Consider the following 23,183-nt stretch of genomic DNA (forward strand, 5'->3'; position numbering starts at 1 on the left):
TCAACCGCGCCCGCGGGACTGTGCCAGCATGTGACCGCATCGTCTGTTCACGGCGCCCCGGCGGCGCCGTGAACGGCACGGGTAGGGGTGGCCGTCATCACGGGCCATCGGGGAGAGTGCGGCGCCTCGGCCGGGCGGCCGGGTGGAGGAGACGGTATGGACGGTTCCAGCGGCGTGCCCGTGACGGAGGACTTCGCCAACGGGGGGGTGTCGTTCTGGTATCGGCAGACGGGGTTCCCCGCGCGCCGGGAGACGCTGCCGGGCCCCCGCGACGTCGACGTGGCGATCGTCGGCGGCGGCTACACGGGCCTGTGGACCGCCTACTACCTGAAGAAGTCCCAGCCCGGCCTGAGGGTCGCGGTACTGGAGAGGGAGTTCGCCGGGTTCGGGGCCTCCGGGCGCAACGGCGGATGGCTGTCGGCGGAGTTCGCCGGGTCCCGGGAGCGGCACGCCGCCGCCCGCGGGCGGCAGGCGATGATCGACCTGCAGCACGCCATGTTCACCGCGGTGGACGAGGTGATCGAGACCTGCAGGGCCGAGGGCATCCACGCCGACGCCCACAAGGGCGGCCTGGTGCACGTCGCGACCAACCCCGCCCAGGACCACCGGCTGCGGGCCGAGGTCGACGATCTGCGGAACTGGGGGTTCGCCGAGGAGGACATGCGGATGCTCGGGCCGCGCGAGCGCGACGACCGCATCCGGGTGCGGGGGGCGCTGTCGGCCGCCTACAGCCCGCACTGCGCGCGCGTCCAGCCGGCGAGGCTGGCCACCGGGCTGGCCCGCGTCGCGGCCGAGCTGGGCGTGGAGATCTTCGAGGGCACCACGGTCACCGAGATCCGCCCGCGCGGAGGCGAGAAGAAGGCCGCCGCGGTGACCGACCGGGGCACGGTGACCGCCGAGTACGTGATCCGCGCCACCGAGGGCTTCACCGCCGGCATCAAGGGGCAGCACCGCCAGTGGCTGCCGATGAACAGCTCGATGATCGTCACCGAGCCGCTCCCCGACCGGGTGTGGAAGGAGATCGGCTGGCAGGACAACGAGCTGCTGGGCGACGCGGCGCACGCGTACTGCTACGCCCAGCGCACCGCCGACGGCCGCATCGCGATCGGCGGGCGCGGGGTGCCCTACCGCTACGGCTCGCGCACCGACGAGCGCGGCGCCACCCAGCCGCAGACGGTGGCCGCGCTGCGGGACGTCATGGTCAGGCTGTTCCCGGCGACGGCGGAGGCGAGGATCCAGCACGCGTGGTGCGGGGTGCTGGGCGTGCCCCGTGACTGGTGCTCGACCGTCCACCTCGACCACGCCTCAGGCCTCGGGTGGGCCGGGGGGTACGTCGGCAGCGGCGTCACCACCGCCAACCTGGCCGGCCGCACGCTGCGCGACCTGGTGCTGCGGCGCGACACCGAGCTGACCGCGCTGCCGTGGGTGGGCCGGCGGGTGCGCCAGTGGGAGCCGGAGCCGCTGCGCTGGGTCGGCGTGCAGGCGATCTACGCGCTGTTCCGCGCCGCCGACCGCCGCGAGAACGCCGGCCGGGCACGCACGTCGGCCTACGCCCGCCTGGCCGACCTGATCTCCGGACGCTGACCCGCGCCCGGCGGGCGGCCTCCGTGAGATCCGCCACGCCGGGCGGACGGGCGTCCGGCCGCTCCCCGCGCCGCCGCGGCCCGGGGGCCGCCCGGCGTCAGACGCCTTCGACGTCGGGGCAGTCGCCGTCCTTCATCGGCGCCGAGGGCTTGGCGAAGGGATCCTCGGCGGGGGCCGTCCCCCGGCCGCCGCCGCTGGTGGAGTCGGGGTAGGCCGGGTAGACGAAGCCGTCCTCCGGCTCGCACTCGACGCCCGCGGTCCACTTGTCCTCGGCGTCGTCGTGCCAGGGGTCCAGGCGGCCGGTGGCGGGGTTGCGCCAGAAGGACACCCTGGCCTTCTCGTAGGCCATGACCCGCACGATGGCCGAGGTGCCGGGCTTGCGGACCGGGTAGACGAAGCGGTACTCGAACCTCACCCACAGCTCCGGCCTGCCCTCCTCGTCCTTGCCCTCGGCCGCCGACATCGTGCCCCGGACCTTGATGACCTGGCCGACCAGCTCGGCCTTCCCCTTGGCGAAGCTCATGACCCAGCCGCGGCTGTTCTGCGACTGGTCCTTGCGGTCGAGCTTGGCGCGGAAGTCCTTGGCCTGCTCGGGGTGGAGCTGCCTGGCGTACGCGGCCGCGCGGCCGCCGAGCAGGGTGGGCCGGTCGAGGTAGGCGGCGGCCAGGATGTTCCGGGTCTTCCGGTACGCGTAGGAGACCTCCTTCGCGGTGAACCGGCCGACCCTCGCGGCCTGCGGGATCACCATGCCGGCCTTGCCGTCGGCGAACTTCTCGGCCGGGGAGCCGGCGAACGGCTTGTCGGCCGTGATGACCGACGGGTCGCCGACCGCTTCGAGGACGCCCGCCGCGCCTCGCTCCACGGCGGCGCACCCTCCGGCGCCCAGCAGGAGGGACGACGCCAGTGCGAGGGCGGCGGTGGTGCGGAGGCGTGCGGCCATGACTCCCACTTCCCGCCCGCGCGCCCGTGCCCGGCGCCGGACAGGGCTCGGCGATGAGATCAGCGACACATGCTAGAGGCTGCTCATGCCGCACATATGCGGAACGCCGGGAATGCGAAGGAAGTCAGAGAAGGGAGTCGATGGCCACGGTGAGGAAGAGCAGCGCCAGATAGGCGTTCGACCAGTGGAAGAAGCGCATCGGCCGCAGGTCGACACCCGTCTTGCCGGCGTTCACCCGGCCGAGCAGGCGGTAGACCTCCCACAGGCACACGGCCCCGAGGACGGCGGCCACGACGGCGTACACCGGCGTGGTGCCGGCCACCGGCCACAGCAGCAGCGAGCACAGCACCGTGGCCCAGGTGTAGGCCACCGACTCCAGCACGACCCGGCGCTCGGTGGCGACCACCGGCAGCATCGGCACCTCGGCGGCGGCGTAGTCCTCGCGGTAGCGCATGGCCAGGGTCCAGGTGTGCGGGGGCGTCCAGAAGAAGACCACCCCGAACAGCACCAGCGGCGCCCAGTCGAGCCGTCCGGTGATCCCCGCCCAGCCGATGAGCACGGGCATGCACCCCGCGATGCCGCCCCAGACGACGTTCTGCGAGGTGCGCCGCTTCAGCACCATCGAGTAGACGAAGACGTAGAACAGGATCGCGCCCAGCGACAGCCCCGCGGCCAGCCAGTTGACCGACAGGCCGAGGCCGAGGGTGGACAGCGCGCCCAGCACGACGCCGAAGATCAGCGCGTTGCCCGGGGTCACGGTCGCCATGGCGAGGGGACGCCGGCGGGTGCGGCGCATGGTCGCGTCGATGTCACGGTCGACGTAGCAGTTCAGCACGTTGGCGCTTCCCGCGGACAGCGTGCCGAACACCAGGGTGGCGATGGCCGTCCACAGCGGCGGCAGGCCCCCGGCCGCGAGGAACATCACCGGGAGCGTCGTGATCAGCAGCAGCTCGATGATCCGCGGCTTGGTCAGCGCGACGTAGGCGCGCACGGTGGCCATCGGCGATCGGCCGGCGCCGGCGAGCGGGACCGTCGGCGGCTTTGTCGTCAGCACCGTCAAGGCGCTTCCAGCGGGTGCGGAGTCAACGCGTAACCTCTTATAGAGCGGATCCGTGATTGCGGGCATGAGCCAACGCTGGAGACTCACTGTAGTGCGGGACGGTGCCGGTCCCGGCATCGGGGGCGAAAGGCTCGTCCGGGGAGGCTCGCGAAGCGTCCGCCCGCCGCCGCCGGCGTGCCCCGGAACCACCCGGTGACCCGCCGGCCACGCGATGCGGCCGATCACGTTCCAGACGGTGGCGAGGGGGCAGGGTTGCTGCATACGGGCGGCACGCATTCCCCGGCCATCGGTAGCACGCACCACGCATCTACGGTGAAGGGACAACCGTTAGGGTCCGGGGTGGGGAAGACCAGGCCGGACGCTACCAGACACCAGCCGGCGCCAGAGACCTATAGGAGATCGAGCAGTTGAGCAGCGAACTCGTGCCAGACCTTGAATGGGGCGACCTCGATCGGCGCACGGTCGACGTCGTCCGCGCCCTCGCCATGGACGCGGTCGAGGCGGCGGGGTCGGGCCATCCCGGCACCGCGATGAGCCTCGCGCCGGCGGCGTACCTGCTGTTCCAGCGCGTCCTTCGCCACGACCCCTCCGATCCCGCCTGGACGGGGCGCGACCGCTTCGTGCTGTCGGCCGGGCACTCCAGCCTGACCCTGTACATCCAGCTCTACCTGTCGGGGTACGGCCTGACGCTGAACGACCTGAAGGGGCTGCGCCAGTGGGGCAGCCTGACCCCGGGCCACCCCGAGCACGGCCACACCATCGGCGTCGAGACGACCACCGGCCCGCTCGGCCAGGGCCTCGGCAACGCCGTCGGCATGGCCATGGCGGCGCGCCGCGAGCGGGGCCTGTTCGACCCCGACGCCGCGCCCGGAGCGAGCCCCTTCGACCACCGCATCTGGTGCATCGCCTCCGACGGCGACATCGAGGAGGGCATCAGCCACGAGGTGAGCTCCATCGCGGGCCACCAGAAGCTCGGCCACCTCAACGTCATCTACGACGCTAACCACATCTCGATCGAGGACGACACCGCCATCGCGCTGTCGGAGGACGTCGCCAAGCGCTACGAGGCCTACGGCTGGCACGTGGTCAGCGTCGACTGGACCGAGACCGGCGAGTACGTCGAGAACGTCCAGGCGCTGTACGACGCCTTCCGGGCCGCGGTCGAGGAGACCGAGCGCCCGACCCTGATCAAGCTGCGCACGATCATCGGCTGGCCCGCGCCGAACAAGCAGAACACCGGCAAGATCCACGGCTCCGCGCTGGGCGGGGACGAGGTGGCCGCCACCAAGGAGGTCCTCGGCCTCGACCCGGGCAAGAGCTTCGACGTCTCCGAGGAACTGCTGCAGCACGCCCGGCAGGTCGTGGAGCGCGGCCGCGCCGCCCACGCCGAGTGGACCGAGGGCTTCGAGGCCTGGCGCGCCTCCAACCCCGACCGCGTCGCGCTGTTCGACCGCATGAGCGCGCGCAAGCTCCCCGCGGGCTGGGAGGAGGCGCTGCCGAAGTTCGAGGCCGGCAAGCCCGTCGCCACCCGCAAGGCCTCCGGCACGGTGCTGAACGCGCTGGCGCCGGTGCTGCCCGAGCTGTGGGGCGGCTCGGCCGACCTCGCCGAGTCCAACAACACGACGATGGAGGGCGAGCCGTCCTTCATCCCCGAGGAGCACCAGACCAAGAGCTTCCCCGGCAACCGGTACGGCCGCACGCTGCACTTCGGCATCCGCGAGCACGGCATGGGCTCGATCCTGAACGGCATCGCCCTGCACGACGGCACCCGCCCCTACGGCGGCACGTTCCTGGTGTTCAGCGACTACATGCGCCCGGCGGTGCGGCTGGCGGCCCTCATGGGCCTGCCGGTCACCTACGTGTGGACGCACGACTCCATCGGCCTGGGCGAGGACGGCCCCACGCACCAGCCGATCGAGCACCTGTGGGCGCTGCGCGCGATCCCCGGCCTCGACGTCGTCCGCCCGGCGGACGCCAACGAGACCGCCGCCGCGTGGCGGGCCGTGCTGGAGCACACCGACCGTCCGGCGGCCCTGGCGCTCACGCGGCAGAACCTCCCGGTGTACGAGGAGACGGCCGACTTCGAAAAGGTCTCCAAGGGCGGCTACATCCTGCGGGAGGCCTCCAACGGGCAGCCCGCCGTGGTCCTCATCGGCACCGGCAGCGAGGTCGAGCTGGCCGTGGACGCGCGCGAACTGCTGGAGGCCCAGGGCATCCCGGCCCGTGTCGTGTCCATGCCGTGCGTCGAGTGGTTCCAGGCTCAGGACGACGCCTACAAGCAGTCGGTGCTGCCCCCGTCGGTCCGCGCGCGGGTGGCCGTCGAGGCGGGAATCGCTCTGGGCTGGCGGCAGTTCGTAGGTGAGGAGGGCGAGGTGGTCAGCCTTGAGCACTTCGGCGCCTCGGCGCCCTACAGGACGTTGTACGAGCAGTTCGGCCTCACCGCCGAGCGTGTAGCCGCCGCGGCCAAGGGCAGCCTCGCCAGGACCGGGGCCGACAAGGGCCAGACGACCGGAAACTAGAGCCGGATACCAGAGGACGAAAGTCATGAGCGAAAACCTGAAGGCCCTCACCGAGCAGGGCGTGGCGATCTGGCTCGACGACATCAGCCGTGAGCGCCTGCGCACCGGCAACCTCGAAGCGCTCATCCGCGACAAGGCGGTCACCGGGATCACCTCGAACCCGACGATCTTCGCCTCCGCGCTGAGCAAGGGCGATGCCTACGACGTCCAGCTCCACGACCTGATGACGCGCGGCGTCGACCTCGGGGAGGCCACGCGCGCCATCACGACCTACGACATCCGGTGGGCCGCCGACGTGCTGCGCCCGGTGTACGACGTCACCGGCGGCGTGGAGGGGCGGGTGTCCATCGAGGTCGACCCGCGCCTGTCCAAGAGCACCGACAAGACGATCGCCGAGGCGCGCGCGCTGTGGTGGCTCGTCGACCGGCCAAACCTCTTCATCAAGATCCCGGCCACCGTCGAGGGGCTGCCGGCGATCAGCCAGGCGCTCTCGGAGGGCATCAGCGTCAACGTCACGCTGATCTTCTCCCTGGCGCGCTACCGCGCGGTCATGGACGCCTGGCTGGAGGGTCTGGAGCGGGCGAAGGCCAACGGCGTCGACCTCTCCTCGATCGAGTCGGTGGCGTCCTTCTTCGTCAGCCGGGTCGACACCGAGGTCGACAAGCGCCTCGACGCCATCGGGACCCCCGAGGCCCTCGCCCTGAAGGGCAAGGCCGCGGTCGCCAACGCCCGCCTGGCGTACGAGGCCTACGAGGAGGTCGTCAACGGCCCGCGCTGGCAGGCGCTCAAGGCCGCCGGCGCCCACCCGCAGCGCCCGCTGTGGGCCTCCACCGGCGTCAAGAACCCCGACTACTCCGACACCATGTACGTCGACCAGCTCGTCACGCCGGGAACGGTCAACACCATGCCCGAGAAGACCCTCGACGCGGTGGCCGACCATGGCAAGATCGACGGCGACACCGTCCGGCCGTACTACGAGCAGGCGTGGGAGACCATGGCCGCGCTCAAGCAGGCCGGCATCGACTACGACGACGTGGTGCAGGCCCTGGAGGACGAAGGCGTGGAGAAGTTCGTCGCCTCCTGGAACGAGCTGCTCGGCACGGTCGAGGCGGAGTTGAAGAAGGTCGACTGAACCCCCTTCGGGCCGGCCCGCGCGACGGGCCGGCCCGGCGGAGGTTCGCCCGGCCGGGCGCTCACCGGCCGGCGGGAGCGCCCATCAGGCCGGCCGTGCCGGGCACCGCGCGAGCCCGGCCGGCGAGCCGGCGGGCCCGCGCGAGGCAACTAATTTAAGGATGGATATGTCGGTATCGTTCGGTGACGAGTCGCTGGCCGCCGAGAGCGCCGAGGCCGTACGGAAGCTCGCCGGGGAGGGCGTCCCCCAGGCGCTGTCCGGTGGTGATCCCACCCTCTGGGGGCCCGACGCCGAGGCTGAGGCGCGGGTGCGGCTCGGCTGGCTGAGCCTGCCCACCACCTCCAGGGAGCTGCTTCCCGAGATCGGCAAGCTGGTCGAGCGGGCCCGGGCCGAGAGCCTGGAGCACGTCGTGCTCGCCGGCATGGGCGGCTCCTCGCTGGCCCCGGAGGTCATCTGCGCGACGGCCGACGTCCCGCTCACCGTCCTGGACACCACCGACCCCGGCCAGGTGCGGCGCGCGCTGGCCGACCGGCTCGACCGCACGATCGTGGTGGTGTCGAGCAAGAGCGGCGGCACCATCGAGACCGACAGCCACCGGCGCATCTACGAGCAGGCCTTCCGGGACGCCGGCATCGACCCCGCCGACCGCATCGTCGTGGTCACCGACCCCGGCTCGCCGCTGGAGCAGACCGCGATCGAGGCCGGCTACACGGTCATCCTGGCCGACCCCAACGTCGGCGGCCGCTACAGCGCGCTGACCGCCTTCGGCCTGGTGCCGAGCGCGCTGGCCGGCGCCGACGTGCGCCCGCTCCTGGACGACGCCGCCGAGGCGAGCGCCCGGCTGGCGGGGCCCGAGGACAACCCCGGCCTCGAGTTGGGCGCGGCGCTGGGCACGGCGGCCGAGGCCGGGCGGGACAAGCTCGTGCTCGAGGACAGCCTGTCGGACATCAACGGGCTGCCCGACTGGATCGAGCAGCTCGTCGCCGAGTCCACCGGCAAGCAGGGCAAGGGCATCCTGCCCGTGGTCGGGGCCGACCCCAACGGCGCCGAGGACGAGATCGTCGCCGGCATCGACACCGAGGGCGACGCCGAGGTGCGCGGCCGGCTCGGGGCGCAGTTCCTGATCTGGGAGTACGCCACCGCCGTGGCCGGGCTGGCGCTCGGCATCAACCCCTTCGACCAGCCCAACGTCGCCGAGTCCAAGGAGAACACCTCCCGCATCCTGCAGCAGGCCGGCGACGGCCCGCTGCCCACCGGCGCCCCCGCGCTGGTCGACGGCCCGGTGGAGGTCTACGGCGACGTCCCCGAGCACGTCAAGGACCTGTCCGGGGTGCTCACCATGCTGCTGGAGGAGATCCCCGACCGCGGCTACCTGGCGATCCTCGCCTTCCTCGACCGCGAGGCGGCCTTCGACGTGCCGGTGCCGGAGGGCGCGTCGTTCGAGGAGATCACCGACGTCTGGGCCGCGCACGACCCCGCGAGCCTGCAGGGGCTGCTCGGCATCCGGACCGACCACCCGGTCACCTTCGGATGGGGCCCGCGCTACCTGCACTCCACCGGCCAGTACCACAAGGGCGGCCCGCCGAACGGCGTCTTCCTGCAGATCACCGGCGCCGTCCAGGACGACCTGCAGGTGCCCGGCAAGCCGTACACGCTGGGCAGGCTCCAGCTCGCCCAGGCGCTCGGCGACCTCGACGCGCTGCGCGAGCGTGGGCGCCCGGCCGTGCGCCTGCACCTGACCGATCGCGAGGCCGGTGTGAGGCACCTGCTCGCGGCCGCACGGGAGGTCTGATGAACGACAGCGAGTCCGGCGGCGGGGGCGAGACCCCGCCCATCCCCCCGCCTCCCGAGCCGATCCACGCCCCGGGCGCCGCCGATCTCGGCGCCCCGCCCGCCGGCCAGCCGCCGGCACGGGTCGCTCCCGACGACTCCGTGACCGCCGCACAGGCCGTCGCGAGCACCGCGACGACCTTGGAGGTGGTGGAGGCGAATCCCCTGCGCGATCCGCGCGACAAGCGCCTGCCCCGGGTGGCCGGCCCCTGCGTGCTGGTCATCTTCGGCGTGACGGGCGACCTCGCCCGCCGCAAGCTTCTGCCCGCGATCTACGACCTGGGCAACCGCGGTCTGCTGCCGCCGGGCTTCTCCCTGGTCGGCTTCGCCCGGCGCGACTGGGCACACCAGGACTTCGCGCAGATCACCCACGACGCCGTCAAGGAGCACGCCCGCACGCCCTTCCGCGAGGAGGTGTGGAAGCAGATCTGCGAGGGGCTGCACTTCGTCCCCGGCTCGTTCGACGACGAGGGCGCGTTCGAGGCGCTCACCATGGCGCTCAAGGAGATCGACGAGACCCGCGGCACCGGCGGCAACTACGCCTTCTACCTGTCGACGCCGCCGAGGGCGTTCCCGGTCATCATCGAGCAGCTCAAGCACGCCGGCCTGACCAGGCCGCCGGAGGGCTCCTGGCGGCGGGTCGTGATCGAGAAGCCGTTCGGGCACGACCTGCAGAGCGCCCGGGAGCTCAACCGCGTCGTCGACTCGGCGTTCAAGCCCGACTCCGTCTTCCGCATCGACCACTACCTGGGCAAGGAGACCGTCCAGAACATCCTGGCGCTGCGGTTCGCCAACACCCTGTTCGAGCCGATCTGGAACCGCGGCTACGTCGACCACGTGCAGATCACCATGGCCGAGGACATCGGCGTCGGCGGCCGGGCCGGCTACTACGACGGCATCGGCGCCACCAGGGACGTCATCCAGAACCACCTGCTGCAGCTGCTGGCGCTGGTGGCCATGGAGGACCCGACGGCGTTCGGCCCCTCCAAGCTGCGCAGGGAGAAGGAGAAGGTCCTGGAGGCCGTCACGCTGCCTGAGGACCTTTCCACGTCCACGGCCCGCGGCCAGTACCTCGCCGGGTGGCAGGGCGGCGTCCCGGTCCACGGCTTCCTGGAGGAGGAGGGCATCCCGCCGGAGTCCAACACCGAGACGTACGCCGCCATCAAGCTGGAGATCGCCAACCGGCGCTGGGCGGGCGTGCCGTTCTACCTGCGCGCCGGCAAGCGTCTGGGGCGGCGGATGACCGAGGTCGCCGTGGTGTTCCAGCGGGCGCCGCACCTGCCGTTCAGCAAGACCGACACCGAGATCCTCGGGCAGAACGCGCTGGTGATCCGCATCCAGCCCGACGAGGGCATCACCGTCAGGTTCGGCTCCAAGGTGCCGGGAACGGCGATGGAGGTCAGGGACGTCAACATGGACTTCGCCTACGGCGAGGCGTTCCTGGAGTCCTCCCCCGAGGCCTACGAGCGGCTGCTGCTGGACGTCCTCATCGGCGACCCGCCGCTGTTCCCGCACCAGCGGGAGGTCGAGCTCTCGTGGATGATCATCGACCCGATCGAGAAGTTCTGGGCGAACAGCGAGGAACGCCCCGAGGGCTACCCGTCCGGCACGGGCGGGCCGGCGTCGGCCGACGAGCTGATGGCGCGGGACGGCCGCACCTGGAGGAGGCTGTGATCGACGTGCAGACGACCGCGCCGGGCACCCGGGCCAGGCCCGGGAGGCGGCCCGGCGCCCGTGGGGCGCTGCGGAGCCATCGGGAGGCGCTGTGACCAGTTTCCTCATGGGGTCCACCACGGCCTCGGAGATCTCCTCGCAGCTCACCCGCCTGCGCCACCAGGTGGGCGCGCCGGCCGTCGGCATGGTGCTCACGCTGGTCGTGGTGTGCGACGAGAGCCGCCAGTACGACGCCGTGCGCGCGGCGTCCGAGGCGTCCCGCGAGCACCCCTCGCGCATCCTGGCGGTCATCCCCCGCGAGCGCAACGAGGCGACCCGGCTGGACGCCGAGATCCGGGTGGGCGAGCTGACGACCGGCGAGGTCGTGCTGCTGCGCCTGTACGGGGAGCTGCGCGACCATGCCGACTCTGTGCTGTCGCCGCTGCTGCTGCCCGACATCCCCGTGGTGGTGTGGTGGCCCGGCGAGGCGCCCGAGGCGCCCGCCAAGGACCCCGTGGGCGCCTTCGGCCAGCGCCGCGTCACCGACGCCCGCTCCAGCTCCGACCCCGTGGCGGCGATCAGGAGCCGCGCCGACGGCTACACCCCCGGTGACACCGATCTGGCGTGGACCCGGCTGACGCCGTGGCGGAGCCTGCTGGCCGCCGCGTTCGACCGGCCCGCGGGCAAGGTGCTCGACGGGCACGTGGAGGCCGAGCCCGGCCATCCGAGCGCCGAGCTCCTGGCGGTGTGGCTGTCCGACCGGCTCGGCGCCCCGATCAGGGTGACCGACTCCGAGGGTCCCGGCCTGACGGCGGTCCGCCTGCGGCTGGGGGACGGCGAGATCAGGGTGGAGCGCTACGACTCGCGCACCGCCACCCTCACCCGCACGGGCGAGCCCGACCGGCAGGTCGCCCTGGCCCGCCGGCCGGCCTCCGACCTGCTCGCCGAGGAGCTGCGCCGGCTGGACCCCGACGAGGTCTACGAGTCGGCGATCAGGAACGCCGCCGCCGACGGCTCCTGAAAGGGCGTCCCGGCGCGGTCACCGGGTGACGCACCGGTCTTTCGGGGGGGCCGGGCGCTTCCTGCGCCCGGCGCCCCCGACCATCGCGGTTTCACGGGCGGGTGCCGGGCACCTGCGCTCATCGAAGGACGGTCTGTGTTGTGAGTGCTCCATCGGTCATCGTGCACCGGGACGCCGACGTGCTGGCCAAGGCCGTCGCCGCGCGCCTCATCGTCGGGCTCGTCGACGCCCAGGCCGCCAAGGGGTCGGCCCACCTGGTGGTCACCGGCGGTCGCATCGGCATCGCCACCCTGGCCGAGGTGGCCGCCACGCCGGCGCGTGACGCCGTCGAGTGGCCGCGCCTCGACCTCTGGTGGGGTGACGAGCGTTTCCTGCCCTCCGGCGACCCCGAGCGCAACGAGACGGGCGCCCGCGAGGCGCTGCTCGACCACGTGGACGTGGACCCCGCGCGCGTGCGCGCCGTGCCGGGCCCCGACTCCGGCCTCACCGTCGAGGAGGCGGCCCACCGCTACGCCGAGGAGCTGCGCAAGGCGGCCCGCCCGGAGGACCACGGGCCGGTGCCGTCGTTCGACGTCCTCATGCTCGGCATCGGCCCCGACGGCCATGTGGCCTCGCTGTTCCCCGAGATGCCGGCGCTGTACGACGAGCGCCCCGTCGCGGCGGTGCACGGCGCCCCCAAGCCGCCGCCCACCCGCGTCTCGATGACGCTGGCCACCATCAGGGCGGCGCGCGAGGTGTGGGTGCTCGCGACCGGCGAGGAGAAGGCCGGCGCCGTACGCCTGGCGCTCCAGGAGTCGGGCACCTTCCAGGTGCCGGCCGCCGGGGCCCGGGGGCGGTCGCGCACGCTGTTCCTGCTCGACCGGGCCGCCGCGAGCAAGCTGCCACCGAGCCTCGGCCGCCTGGCCTCTCCCTGACCGTCCGCTCACCCGGCGCCTCCCCACGCCCGCGCGGCCGCGTGCCGGCCGCGCGGGCCCCGGCCGGACGGCGACCGGCCGCGGCGGTCAGCCGGGCAGCGGGACCGCGTCGATCTCGGCCAGGATCGCGCGCTTGCCCGCCTCGTCCATGAAGGACGCCCGCACCGCGTTACGCGACAGGTCGGCCAGCTCACGCGCGCCCAGCCCGAAGGTGCGGGCCACGACGCCGTACTCGCCGTTGAGCGTGGTGGCGAACATGGGCGGGTCGTCGCTGTTGATCGTGACGTACAGCCCCTCGGCCAGCATGCGGGGCAGCGGGTGGGCGGCGAGGTCGGCCACCTGGCCGGTGCGCACGTTGGACGTCGGGCACACCTCGATCGGGATCTGCGTCTCGCGCAGGTGGGCCAGCAGCTTGGGGTCGGCCACACAGCTGGTGCCGTGCCCGATGCGCTCGGCGCCCAGCCCTTCGATGACCTCCCAGATCGTCTCCGGGCCGGTCATCTCCCCCGCGTGCGGCACGCTGTGCAGGCCCGCCGCCCTGGCGGCGCGGAAGGCGTCCCTGAACGCGTCGCGGTGGGGCGGGCGGTGCTGCTCGATGCCCGCGAGCCCGAAGCCGACCAGCGCCTCCGGCGGCTCCGACAGCGCGTGGTCGAGGGTGGCCCGCGCGCCCTCGACCCCGTACTCGCCGGGGATGTCGAACACGTACGCGACCCGCACCCCCTGCTCGGCCGCCTGGCGGGCGGCCACGTCTAGCGCCTCGGTGACGGCGCGCATCGGCATGCCCATGCGGTGGTGGGAGTAGGCGGTGACCGTGAGCTCGATGTACCGCACGTTCTGCGGCGCGAGGTCGCGCACCGCTCCCAGGACCAGCGTGGCGATGTCCTCGGGGTCGCGCACCAGCGCGTTGACACCCTCGTAGATCTCGGCGAAGTGCGGGAAGTCGCGGAACACGTAGAAGGCCCGCATCTCCTCCTCGGTGACCGGCACCGGGCCGCCCGGGTGGCGGCGGCTCAGCTCCAGGACCGTGGGCACCGAGGCCGAGCCGACCAGGTGAAGGTGCAGCTCGGCCTTGGGCAGGGCGGTGATGAACGTGTCGATCGATGTGGTGCTCTGGGTCATAACGAATGACCCTAAGCACCGGGACGACCTCTGGGAAAGTCGATTATCGGGAAACTGACACGACTTCGTCAGCTTCGCCGGGATCACGCCCGAAGGGCGCAGAGCAGACGGTTGTCGCCGTTCTGCCACAGGGTGCCGATCTCGGAGAAACCGGCCGCGCGCAGCGCCTCCACGTGCGCGGACAGGTGCGAGGACTCCGAGCCGTGGTGGTCGGCCCCGGCGACCCTGCGCTCCCGCTCGTAGCGCGCGGCGTCGAGGGCGGGGTCGGCGGTGACGGCGTCCCACCATTCGCGCCAGTTCTCGGGCATGCCCCCGCTGAAGCGCCGCCGGGTCGCCCGCCGGCGGATCTCCTCCTCCAGGCGGGCCAGGCCCGGCGAGACGTCCTGGACGTCGAAGTGGTCGCCGTTGAGGAACAGCCCACCGGGCCGCAGCACCCCGTGCAGCTCGGCGAACATCGTGCGCAACGCCGGTTCGGGCAGCCAGTGGAGCGCGGTCGTGCTCACCGCCACGTCCGCCTGGCGGTCCAGCCGCAGGGCGGCGGCCCAGCCGGGGGTGCGCAGGTCGAGATCCTCGAAGCGCAGCTCCGGCCGGCCCGCGTGCGAGGCCCGCCCCAGCGCCAGCAGCAGCGGGTCGGCGTCGATGGCGACGACCCTCGCCCCGGGCACGCGGTCGACCAGACGGGCGGCCAGCGACCCGGGACCGCAGCCGAGGTCGAGCACGAGCGGGTCGGGACGGCCGGCCCCGGCCTCCACGGCGTCGATCAGGGCGGTGAACCGCTCCTCACGGTCGGGCAGGTAACCCTCCTGCTGGCGATCCCATCGCTCGATCCAGCCCTGCGCCACCTCGCGCGGAAGAATGGACATGCAGCCCTCCCCGTAACTGTTGTCTATCATTTCGATAGTGACACGGTAGAACCCAAGGATGTGACCGGTCAAGTGAACTTCAACAGTCACTCGGACACGGTGGTGGCGGTCGCCGCCTCGCTGGTGAACACGCTGACGCCCGGCGAGGCGCGCGGCCGTCCGTACACGCCCGCGCCCGGAGGGGCCGGGCTGCGCGCCGCCGCCACCGAGGCGCTGCGCGCCGGCGGGCGCCGCCAGGCCGGCGAGGTGACCGGCACCGAGGCCGCCGAGCTGTCGAAGGTGGCAGGCGAGCTGCGCGTCGTGTTCGACGCGACCGAGGCCGGCGACGTCGACGCCGCGGCCGAGCAGGTCAACCGTCTGCTCCAGCGCACTCAGGCGCGCCCGCACCTGGAGCGGCACGACGGCGAGCCGTGGCACCTGCACTTCCACGGCCGCACCGACACGCTCGCCGACAGCTGGGCGGCCTCGTGCGCCACCGGGCTCGCCATCGTGCTCGGCGGCGAGCTGCACGACCGGCTCGGCGTCTGCACCGCGCCGCACTGCGACCGCGTCTACGTCGACGTCTCGCGCAACGGCACCCGCCGGTTCTGCTCGACGGCCTGCCAGAACCGCGTCAAGACCGCCGCGTTCCGCGCCCGGGCGCCCAAGCCCTGACCCGCCTCCCCGCGCCGGCCCGATCCGCCCGGCCGCAGGTCAGATGTAGCCCCAGGCCCTGGCGGTCTCGCGCAGCCCCTCGGGCACCTCGTGCGGGGCGGGAAGCGGCCGGCCGCGCTGCACCTCACCGCTGCGGATCTTGTCGCGCCAGTCGCCGATGCCCTTCACGAACGCGCCGTGGTCGTGCTCGCCGTACTTGAGCATCCCGGGCTCGAACTCGACGCCGACGAACGCGCAGACCCGGCGGAGCTGGCCCTCGGGGTCCTCCACCAGATCCTCGTACCGCAGGTCGAGCCCGTCGTGCCGTCCCCGGGCGTCCTGCAGGTAGCGCATGTACTGGTAGGTGTGGCGGACCGCCTCGCCCATGGGCCGCGCCTCGGGGTCGGCCTCGTGCCACGACCGGGCGATCGAGGCGGGGTGGCGCATGAGGTAGACGAACCGCGCGTCAGGCCAGCAGGTGAGGATCCGCTTGTAGGCGAAGACGTTGCTGGGCGTCTTGTCGACGATGACGTCCTTGCCGCTCCTGAGCAGCTCCCGGTGGAGCATTCGGTCCCACAGGATGTGCTCGATGTCGCTCGTGGAGTGGCCGAGCGCCTCCATCGCCTGCCGCACCGGATCGGTGGTCATGCTGACCGCGAGCCGCCGCACGTGCATCTCGTGCGGCGCGTGGACGCGCGAGTGGCTGTTCAGCAGGACGCGGAACAGGGTCGAGCCCGAGCGCACCGGCGAGAGCACGAAGACCGGTTCTCGCAGCAGCCGGTCGCTACGAGGATCCACCGGGGGCCGGGGCGTCTCGGGCGGCGGGGCCACGGGCACGACCTGCGGCCGGACGCGTGTGATGTTGTAGCCGGTGAACCCCTCGAGAGCCGCGTTGACCCTGCTCTTCCATGCCATGGACCAGACCATAGGAAACGATGGTGACGCCGAGGTGAACGGAGCCTGTGCGCCGGTTGTAGCCGGTGGTCAGCAGACCTGCCCGGGGGGCAGGTGTTCCTCGGCCCACAGCGAGATCTGGTTCAGGGCCGGCATGAGGGCCTGGCCGCTCGGGCTCAGCTCGTAGGAGACCGCCACGGGCGGCCCCTCCTCGACGGTGCGGACGACCAGCCCGGCCTCGGCCAGCTCGGTCAGGCGGTCGGAGAGCACCGAGTCGCTGACGCCGTCGATCACGCGCGAGATCTCGCGGAAGCCGGCCGGCCGCTGCGCCAGGGCGCCCAGCACCACGCCGCTCCAGCGTTTGCCGAGCACGGTGAAGGCGCGGGCCAGGGAGGCGTCGGCACGCAGACAGGGCTCCGTCGCACCGCGGTCGGGGGTCTTCGGAGCTGCCATGTGGCCATACTAGCCGATCCGGGGTTGCTAGCTTTTTCGAAGCTGCTAGTCTCTTCGGTGTCACTAGTAGTTTGCAAGCGAAGGGAACGATATGGACGACAGCGGTGGCCGTCAGAGCGTCGTGGTGCTGGGCGGCGGATACGGCGGCATCAGGGTCGCCAAGGCCCTCGACGACGTCGCCGACGTGACGCTCGTCGACCCCTCCGACGCGTTCGTGCACAACGTCGCGGCCTGGCGCGCACTGGTCGAGCCGCAGTGGCTGGACCAGATCTTCATGCCCTACGACCAGCTCCTGGCCCGCGGCACGTTCGTCCGCGACCGGGCCGAGGCCGTCGACGGCACCCGGGTCACCCTCGCCTCGGGCCGCACGCTGGAACCGGACTACCTGGTGCTGGCCACGGGCTCCGCCTACCCCTTCCCGGCCAAGAGCGACGTGGCCGACACCGAGACGGCCCGCGCCAAGTACCGGGACGCGCACCGCGACCTGCTGGACGCACAGCGGGTACTGCTCGTCGGCGCCGGCCCCGCCGGCCTGGAGCTGGCGGGCGAGATCAAGGCGTTCTTCCCCGGCAAGCACGTGACCATCGCCGACGTCGCGCCGGACATCCTGCCGGGCCCCTACGCCCAGGAGCTGCGGGACGAGCTGCGCGGCCAGCTCGACAAGCTCGGCGTCGAGCTGGTCCTCGGCAGCCCGCTGCGCGGCCTGCCCTCGGCCCCGCCGGCCATCGCCGCCCCGATCGCGATCAGCACCGAGGCCGGCGACGAGGTGGCCGCCGACATCTGGTACCGCTGCTTCGGCGTCACCGTCCAGACCGGGTACGCGCGCGGCACGCTTGCCGAGGCCCGCGACGACCGCGGCTACCTGCGGGTGGACGAGCAGCTTCGCGTCCAGGGCCAGGAGCGGGTCTTCGCCGTCGGCGACATCTCCGACGCCGACCGCGACACGGCCGGCATGGCCACCGCCCAGGCCGAGACCGTGAGCGCCGCGATCAGGAGCCGGATCACCGGCGAGGAGGCGCCGGCGGCCTACCAGCGCGGGCCCGTCATGATCCTCGTCCCCCTCGGCCCCGAGGGCGGCGCCGGGCAGCTGCCCGGCAACGACGGCATCCTCGGCGCGGACGAGGCGTCGGGGATCAAGGGCCGCACCATGCTGGTCGACCGGTACACCGCCCTGTTCGACGCGCCGGGCGCCGGCGCCTGACGTGCCCCGGCCGGGTGACAGGAGTCTTACCTTCCGGTGACCGTCGCCGCGCCGGCTGCCGTCGTCTCACGGCGGTAGGAGGTGTCATGGTGAACCGATCGGCTCTCACCCGCCCAAGCGTGGCGCTGGCCGCCGCGGCCGTGCTGACGTCCGCGTGCTCGGGCCTCGCGGCGGCGCCGCCCGCCGGAACGGGCGGCACGGGCGGCACGGGAACAGGCGCCTCGCGCGCGGCGAACACCGCGAGCACGGCGAGCACGACACCGGCGAGCGTCCGCGCGACAGGGCTCGAGCCGCGCAGGCTGGTCTTCCTCGACACGGGGGGGCGACGCCTTCCGCGTGGTGGTGAAGGAGCGGGGACGCCCGCTCAGGGTGCTCAAGGACCTCACCTCGGACCCGGGCTTCACCGGCCAGTTCTCGGTGTCCCCCGACGGCCGCCGCGTGGCGTGGATCCGCGCCCGAGGCGACCTGGGCGAGCCCGGCCGGCTGCTCGTCCAGAGCGGGCGGCGGGCGAGGGTCGTCGCCAGGGACGCCGCCGCGGGCTTCCCCTGCGCCACGCCGGTGTGGTCGCCCGACTCCCGGCGCGTGGCCTACCTGCCGCTGGGCACCGGCGGGGTCGGGCGCCGTGTCACCGCGGTGCCGGCCGACGGCGGGGGGCCTGCGCGGCGGCTCGGCACGACCCGGGGCGTCTGCCATCTGGCCTGGGCGGCGGGCGGGCGCCGGCTGGCGGGCTACACCGGCGACACCGCCGGGGTGTTCCTCCTGGACGCCGCGACCGGGCGGGCGCGCCGGGTGCCCGGCATCCCGCTCGCCAACCACGTGGGCGGCCTGTCGCCCGACGGCCGTCGCGTCGTCGTGCGCGAGCTGCGGCCGTCGGCCCCCGGCGGCGACGGCGCGTGGCCCACCGCCTTCACGCCGTCGATCGTGGACACGCGCACCGGCCGGCGGATCCCCGTCACCGCCGACGGCGAGGTGCTCGGCGCCGCCTACCTGCCCGACGAGCGGCTGGTGGTGCGGGTGCGCGGCAACCCCGGCAACACGCTGGTGCTGCGCGCACCGGACGGCCGGGAGACCGGGCGGCTGGCCGAGCCCCCGCAGAGCGCCCGCATGGGGCTGCTGACGGTGGTGCCCTGACCGGCAGCGCCGCACCGGCACGGCCGGCCACGACCCGGGCGGCACGGGGCCGCTGAGGGTGGTGCCTGAGCGCCCTAGGCCAGCGCCTCCACCCGGGCGGGGACGTGCTTGTGCCACGGGGTGCCCGCGTACGGGTCGCGGTCCCGCGAATCCGTCAGCTCGTTGGGCGGCGCCCCGGTGGTCACCTGGCCCCCGTCCGCCGGGTAGGTGAGGCCGAGGCCGTTGGGCAGCGACACGTGGCCGGGCTGGAGGCTGTCGGTGATCTCGACGGTCACGTCCACCGACCCGCGCCGGGTGGTGAGACGGGCCCGGGAGCCGGCCGAGAGGCCGAGGCCGGCGGCGTCCTCCGGGCTCATCCGCAGCAGTCCCTCGCCGTCGCGCCTGCGCCACGCCGGGTCGCGGACGATCGTGTTGGCGGTGAAGGCGCGCCGCTCCCCCGCCGAGAGCACGAACGGGAACTCCTGCTGCCCGGGCGGGCCCGCGCCGAGACCGGCCAGCTCCTCCAGCAGGTCGGGCAGGGCCAGGTGGATCCTCCCGTCCGGGGTGCCCAGCCGGTTCCAGCCGTCGCCCGGCTCGTCCACGGCGAAGACCAGCCCTGACGGGTTCTCCAGCAGGGCGTCGAACAGCCGGTCGCCGAGCTCCATCCCCTCCCCCTTGACACCCGCCCGCCGCACGGCGTCGGGGTGGGCCATGGCGACCCGCACGGCCTGGGCCCACAGCGAGGCGGCCGCCGCGGCCCCGTCCGGCAGGGTCGGGCCGAGCGTCCGGTAGAGCAGGACGGGCGCGACCGACGCCAGGGCCGGGTCGGCGAGGGCGGCGAGGAACGCCTGCCCGAAGGCCGCGCGCCCGCGCCCGGCGGCCTCCCGCAGGGGCCGCAGGTGGTCCTCGGTGACCGCGCCGATCGCCTCGCACAGGCGAGCGTGGATCTCCGGCTCGGGCAGCAGGTCGGCTCCCGGCGGCGGGTCCAGCACGGGCCGCCGCAGGTGGAAGTAGTTCGCGGGCGTCTCGAAGTTGAAGAACGTCGCCTCCCACTTCTCGAACTGCGAGGGCGCGGGCAGCACGTAGTCGGCCAGCCGCGCCGTCTCCGTCATCGCGACGTCGACCACCACCAGCAGGTCCAGCGCCGCGAGGGCCTCGCGCATCCGCTTGGAGTCGGCGATCGAGTGGGCGGGGTTGGCGGTCTCCACGAGCATGGCCCGGTAGCGGCGCGGATGGTCGGTGAGGATCTCCTCGGCCACCACGTTGGACGGGACCAGCCCCGAGATGACGCGGGCCCCGGCGACGGGGCTGAACCGCTCCGGTCTCGGCCCGTGGTGGGAGAAGGTGATGAACGGCGCGAGCAGGATCGGCGGGTTGTTGGTGCCCGGACGCCCGAAGTTGCCGGTGAGCAGCCACAGCAGGTTGTCGAGGTAGCTGTTGAGCGTGGAGTGCAGCGTCATCTGCACGCCCAGGTCCTCGAACACGGCCACGCTCGCGGCCCCGGCGATCCGGCGCGCGGCGGTGCGGACGAGCTCTTCGGGCACGCCGGCCGTCTCGCAGTACGCCGGCACGGGCACCTCACGCAGGACCGCGCGCACCTCCTCCAGGCCGACGGCGTGCTCGGCCAGCCACTCGCCGGCGATCAGGTCTTCCTGGACCACCACGGCGACCAGTGCGGCGAGCAGCCACGCGTCCCTGCCGGGCCGCACCCGCAGGTGGATGTCGGCGAGTTCCGCGGTCTCGGTGCGCCGGGGGTCGATGACGATCAGGCTGCGGGCGGGGTCGCGCGCGATCTCGCGCAGCGTGGGCCTGGCCCGGGGCAGGCCGTGGGACTGCCAGGGGTTCTTGCCGACGAAGAGCGCGACCTCGCAGTGCTCGAAGTCGCCGGTCGCCATGGTGCCGAGCATGCGGTCGGAGACCCAGAACAGGCCGGTCTTCTCCTGCGCGAGCGCGTTGGAGCGGTACCGGGCGCCCAGCGCGCGCATGAACGAGCCCGCGTAGGAGCCGCCCAGGTGGTTGCCCTGCCCGCCGCCGCCGTAGTAGAAGATCGACTCTCCGCCGTGCGCGTCGCGCACCGCCGAGAACCGGGCGGCGATCTCGGCGATCGCGACGTCCCAGCCGACCCGCTCGAAGGTGCCGTCCGGCCGCCGCCTCAGCGGGTGGGTCAGGCGGTCCACGCCGTTCTGGTAGCGGTCGAGCCGCAGGGGCTTCTCGCAGCTGTAGCCCTGGGAGGACGGGTGGGCCTTGTCACCCCTGACGCCGGCGAGCCGCCGCCCGTCCAGGCGGATCTCGATGCCGCAGTTGGACGCGCAGAGCACGCACGCCGTGGGCCGCCATTCGGTGTCCATCTCACCTTCCGGTCCCAGTTGAGTTCAGCAATCAAACTCAGGCTAGTGCCGCGCGCCGGATTTGTCGCCGTCCTTACCGCTCTTTCCCACCGTGTTGCCGCATAGTAGAAGCACCGCGCCCCGCGCCTTCCGGCCCGGCGCGCGGTCTGACATCACCGGACGCACTCGGAGGCCCGCGTGTTCGAGCGCTTCACCGATTCCGCCCGCCAGGTGGTGGTCGCGGCCCAGGAAGAGGCCAGGCGGCTCAATCACCGCTACATCGGCACCGAGCACGTGCTGCTCGGTCTGCTGAGCGACGGCAGGGGACTTGCCGCGGGCGTGCTGAGGGACGCCGGCGTGACGCCGGCCGCCGTCCGCTCCGGCATCGAGGAGCTGGTCGGCCGCGGCCGGACCACCCCCGAGGCGCAGATCCCGTTCAGCGCCCGCGCCAAGAAGGTCCTGGAACTGTCCCTGCGGGAGGCGCTGACGCTGCGCCGCAACTACATCGGCACCGAGCACATCCTGCTGGGCATGCTGCGCGAGGGCGAGGGCGTCGCCGTCCAGATACTCGACCGGCACAAGGTGGACACGGCGCTCATGCGCGAGCGACTGCTGGCGCAGGCGCGCAGCCCCCGCGTCCGCGTCTACAGCGGGCAGCACGACGAGCCGCTCATCGTGCCGTCGGGCACCACCAACGCGGCCCGCCTGGAACGCATCCAGGAGAGCCTCGACCGCATCGAGCGGCGGCTCGACGCCCTCGGCGCCCCCGCCGACCCGCCCGCAGGCGCCGCCGAGGCCCCCGAAGCCCCACCGGCCACCGGCACCGGCCCCCGCTGACGCCCTCGGCCGTCCCCCTCGGGAGCTTCAGGGACGGGGCCCCGGCACCACGGCGCCGACGGCGATCCTCGCCTCCAGCACCCCCGGGTCGTCGGTGTAGACGAGTGTGGCGCCGAGCGACAGCAGCAGGCGGCGCATGCGGGTGTTGTCCGACAGCAGGGATGCCTTGACCTCGGCGAACCCCAGGTCACGCGCCTCGCGCAGCACCATGCGCGCCAGCGCGGCGCCCAGGCCGAGGCCCTGCCAGCGGTCCTCCACCAGCATCGCCATCTCGGCGATGCCCGGATCAGGGCTGAACATGAGGGTCGCCAGCGCCACGACCTGGCCGTCGTACCCGGCGACCAGCGAGTGCCCGCGGTCGCGGTCGCACAGCCGGTCGAACACGCGGGGCGGCAGGGCGGGCATGGAGGTGAAGTACCGGAAGCGGCGGGAGTCGGGCGAGCAGCGGTCGTGCAGGTCGCGGACGGCCTCGCGGTAGAGCGGGGTGAGCGGGCGCACCCGCACCTCGACCCCGTCGTTGAGCAGCACCGGGCGCTCGGCGGGGGTCGCCTCGGCCGGAGGCTGGGCGAGCCGCACGAGCGCCGCCGCGCGGGCCGACTCGGTCAGCGTGAACGGCAGGCCGCCGCGGCGCAGGCGAATGGCGCGGCGGGGCGCCACGGGCACCGTCAGCAGCGTTGGGTCCGGCAGGTCCGACAGGTCGGTTCCGTACACCCAGCGGGCGTCGTCGGCCCGCAGCAGGTCGGCCAGCACCTCCGGCAGCCGCCAGGGCATCGCCCGCAGCCGTGCGGCCAGCAGCAGCGCGCGGGTGGGCTCGTCGGTCAGCTCGTGCGCCGTGGCGGGCACCACCTGGACACGCCGGCCGCCCGCCTCCTCCAGCGCGGCCCGCACACTCTCCGCGGACGCCGGGATGTCGGCCACGAACTCGTCCACGGTGCCGTCGGTGTCCGGCTGGACGCTGAGCCCGAGGATGTTGCCGCCCTTCGCCGCCAGCGCGGCGGTGAGCGAGGCCAGCCTGCCCGGCCGCTCGTCGACCGTCGTCCGGATCCGCAGAAAACCCATCGGCGCCTCCCTGTCGTCTGACAACAGACTGCCG

General features: G+C 73.3%; 18 protein-coding genes and 1 pseudogene. 11 read left to right on the forward strand and 8 right to left on the reverse strand.

From position 1 onward, the window contains the following. Window positions 1-156: 156 nt before the first annotated feature. A complete protein-coding gene (locus PYR91_RS32935) occupies window positions 157-1,584 on the forward strand; it encodes an FAD-binding oxidoreductase (protein ID WP_279786275.1) in 1,428 nt (475 codons plus the stop codon). A gap of 97 nt (window positions 1,585-1,681) precedes the next feature. On the opposite strand, the gene PYR91_RS32940 is transcribed toward PYR91_RS32935, so the two are convergent. Next, entirely contained in the window at window positions 1,682-2,524 is an 843-nt protein-coding gene (locus PYR91_RS32940) for a hypothetical protein (RefSeq protein ID WP_279786277.1), read from the reverse strand. Window positions 2,525-2,648: 124 nt separating this feature from the next. Next, on the reverse strand, window positions 2,649-3,524 hold the full coding sequence (locus PYR91_RS32945) for a heme o synthase (RefSeq protein ID WP_279786422.1): 876 nt from the start codon (window positions 3,522-3,524) through the stop codon (window positions 2,649-2,651). Window positions 3,525-3,991: 467 nt separating this feature from the next. Between PYR91_RS32945 and tkt the strand changes: the two genes are divergently transcribed. The 6 genes from tkt to pgl all read left to right on the forward strand — a co-directional run bounded on the left by tkt (window position 3,992) and on the right by pgl (window position 12,653). Beyond that, window positions 3,992-6,103, forward strand: coding sequence for a transketolase (gene tkt, locus PYR91_RS32950; protein ID WP_279786279.1), 2,112 nt, complete (start codon window positions 3,992-3,994; stop codon window positions 6,101-6,103). Between the two features lie 25 nt (window positions 6,104-6,128). Then, window positions 6,129-7,235, forward strand: a complete 1,107-nt coding sequence (gene tal / locus PYR91_RS32955) for a transaldolase (RefSeq protein WP_279786281.1) — start codon at window positions 6,129-6,131, stop codon at window positions 7,233-7,235. Between the two features lie 160 nt (window positions 7,236-7,395). Then, window positions 7,396-9,027 (forward strand): glucose-6-phosphate isomerase, encoded by a 1,632-nt coding sequence (locus tag PYR91_RS32960; protein ID WP_279786282.1) that lies wholly within the window; start codon window positions 7,396-7,398, stop codon window positions 9,025-9,027. Next, complete coding sequence (zwf, locus tag PYR91_RS32965; RefSeq protein ID WP_279786284.1) at window positions 9,027-10,739, forward strand: glucose-6-phosphate dehydrogenase; 1,713 nt, start codon at window positions 9,027-9,029, stop codon at window positions 10,737-10,739. The genes PYR91_RS32960 and zwf overlap by 1 nt, the downstream gene beginning before the upstream one ends. Window positions 10,740-10,845: 106 nt before the next feature. Next, entirely contained in the window at window positions 10,846-11,739 is an 894-nt protein-coding gene (gene opcA / locus PYR91_RS32970; RefSeq protein WP_279786424.1) for a glucose-6-phosphate dehydrogenase assembly protein OpcA, read from the forward strand. Window positions 11,740-11,879: 140 nt separating this feature from the next. Next, window positions 11,880-12,653, forward strand: coding sequence for a 6-phosphogluconolactonase (gene pgl / locus PYR91_RS32975; protein WP_279786286.1), 774 nt, complete (start codon window positions 11,880-11,882; stop codon window positions 12,651-12,653). A gap of 87 nt (window positions 12,654-12,740) precedes the next feature. Here the strand turns inward: pgl and add are convergent, their stop codons facing one another. Next, on the reverse strand, window positions 12,741-13,772 hold the full coding sequence (gene add, locus PYR91_RS32980; protein WP_279786288.1) for an adenosine deaminase: 1,032 nt from the start codon (window positions 13,770-13,772) through the stop codon (window positions 12,741-12,743). A gap of 83 nt (window positions 13,773-13,855) precedes the next feature. After that, complete coding sequence (locus tag PYR91_RS32985) at window positions 13,856-14,635, reverse strand: class I SAM-dependent methyltransferase (protein ID WP_279786290.1); 780 nt, start codon at window positions 14,633-14,635, stop codon at window positions 13,856-13,858. Between the two features lie 72 nt (window positions 14,636-14,707). Between PYR91_RS32985 and PYR91_RS32990 the strand changes: the two genes are divergently transcribed. Then, window positions 14,708-15,289 (forward strand): CGNR zinc finger domain-containing protein, encoded by a 582-nt coding sequence (locus PYR91_RS32990; protein ID WP_279786292.1) that lies wholly within the window; start codon window positions 14,708-14,710, stop codon window positions 15,287-15,289. Window positions 15,290-15,328: 39 nt separating this feature from the next. Here the strand turns inward: PYR91_RS32990 and PYR91_RS32995 are convergent, their stop codons facing one another. Beyond that, entirely contained in the window at window positions 15,329-16,183 is an 855-nt protein-coding gene (locus PYR91_RS32995; protein ID WP_279786294.1) for a sulfotransferase, read from the reverse strand. 69 nt (window positions 16,184-16,252) lie between these two features. Further along, entirely contained in the window at window positions 16,253-16,615 is a 363-nt protein-coding gene (locus tag PYR91_RS33000) for a helix-turn-helix domain-containing protein (RefSeq protein ID WP_279786297.1), read from the reverse strand. A gap of 91 nt (window positions 16,616-16,706) precedes the next feature. On the opposite strand from PYR91_RS33000, the gene PYR91_RS33005 reads away from it, so the two are divergent. Both PYR91_RS33005 and PYR91_RS33010 read left to right on the forward strand, forming a co-directional pair. Beyond that, entirely contained in the window at window positions 16,707-17,816 is a 1,110-nt protein-coding gene (locus PYR91_RS33005; RefSeq protein WP_279786298.1) for an FAD-dependent oxidoreductase, read from the forward strand. A 336-nt stretch (window positions 17,817-18,152) separates the two neighbouring features. Beyond that, window positions 18,153-18,947 (forward strand): hypothetical protein, encoded by a 795-nt coding sequence (locus PYR91_RS33010; RefSeq protein WP_279786300.1) that lies wholly within the window; start codon window positions 18,153-18,155, stop codon window positions 18,945-18,947. Window positions 18,948-19,021: 74 nt separating this feature from the next. On the opposite strand, the gene PYR91_RS33015 is transcribed toward PYR91_RS33010, so the two are convergent. Further along, on the reverse strand, window positions 19,022-21,274 hold the full coding sequence (locus PYR91_RS33015; protein ID WP_279786302.1) for a molybdopterin-dependent oxidoreductase: 2,253 nt from the start codon (window positions 21,272-21,274) through the stop codon (window positions 19,022-19,024). Window positions 21,275-21,451: 177 nt separating this feature from the next. Here PYR91_RS33015 and PYR91_RS33020 point away from each other — a divergent pair. Further along, a pseudogene (locus PYR91_RS33020) lies at window positions 21,452-21,868 on the forward strand (Clp protease N-terminal domain-containing protein); the annotation flags it as partial. A 249-nt stretch (window positions 21,869-22,117) separates the two neighbouring features. On the opposite strand, the gene PYR91_RS33025 reads toward PYR91_RS33020, so the two are convergent. Next, window positions 22,118-23,149, reverse strand: coding sequence for a GNAT family N-acetyltransferase (locus PYR91_RS33025; protein WP_279786304.1), 1,032 nt, complete (start codon window positions 23,147-23,149; stop codon window positions 22,118-22,120). Between the last annotated feature and the right edge of the window lie 34 nt (window positions 23,150-23,183).

This window comes from Sphaerisporangium sp. TRM90804 (assembly GCF_029846175.1).
Taxonomy (GTDB): domain Bacteria; phylum Actinomycetota; class Actinomycetes; order Streptosporangiales; family Streptosporangiaceae; genus Sphaerisporangium.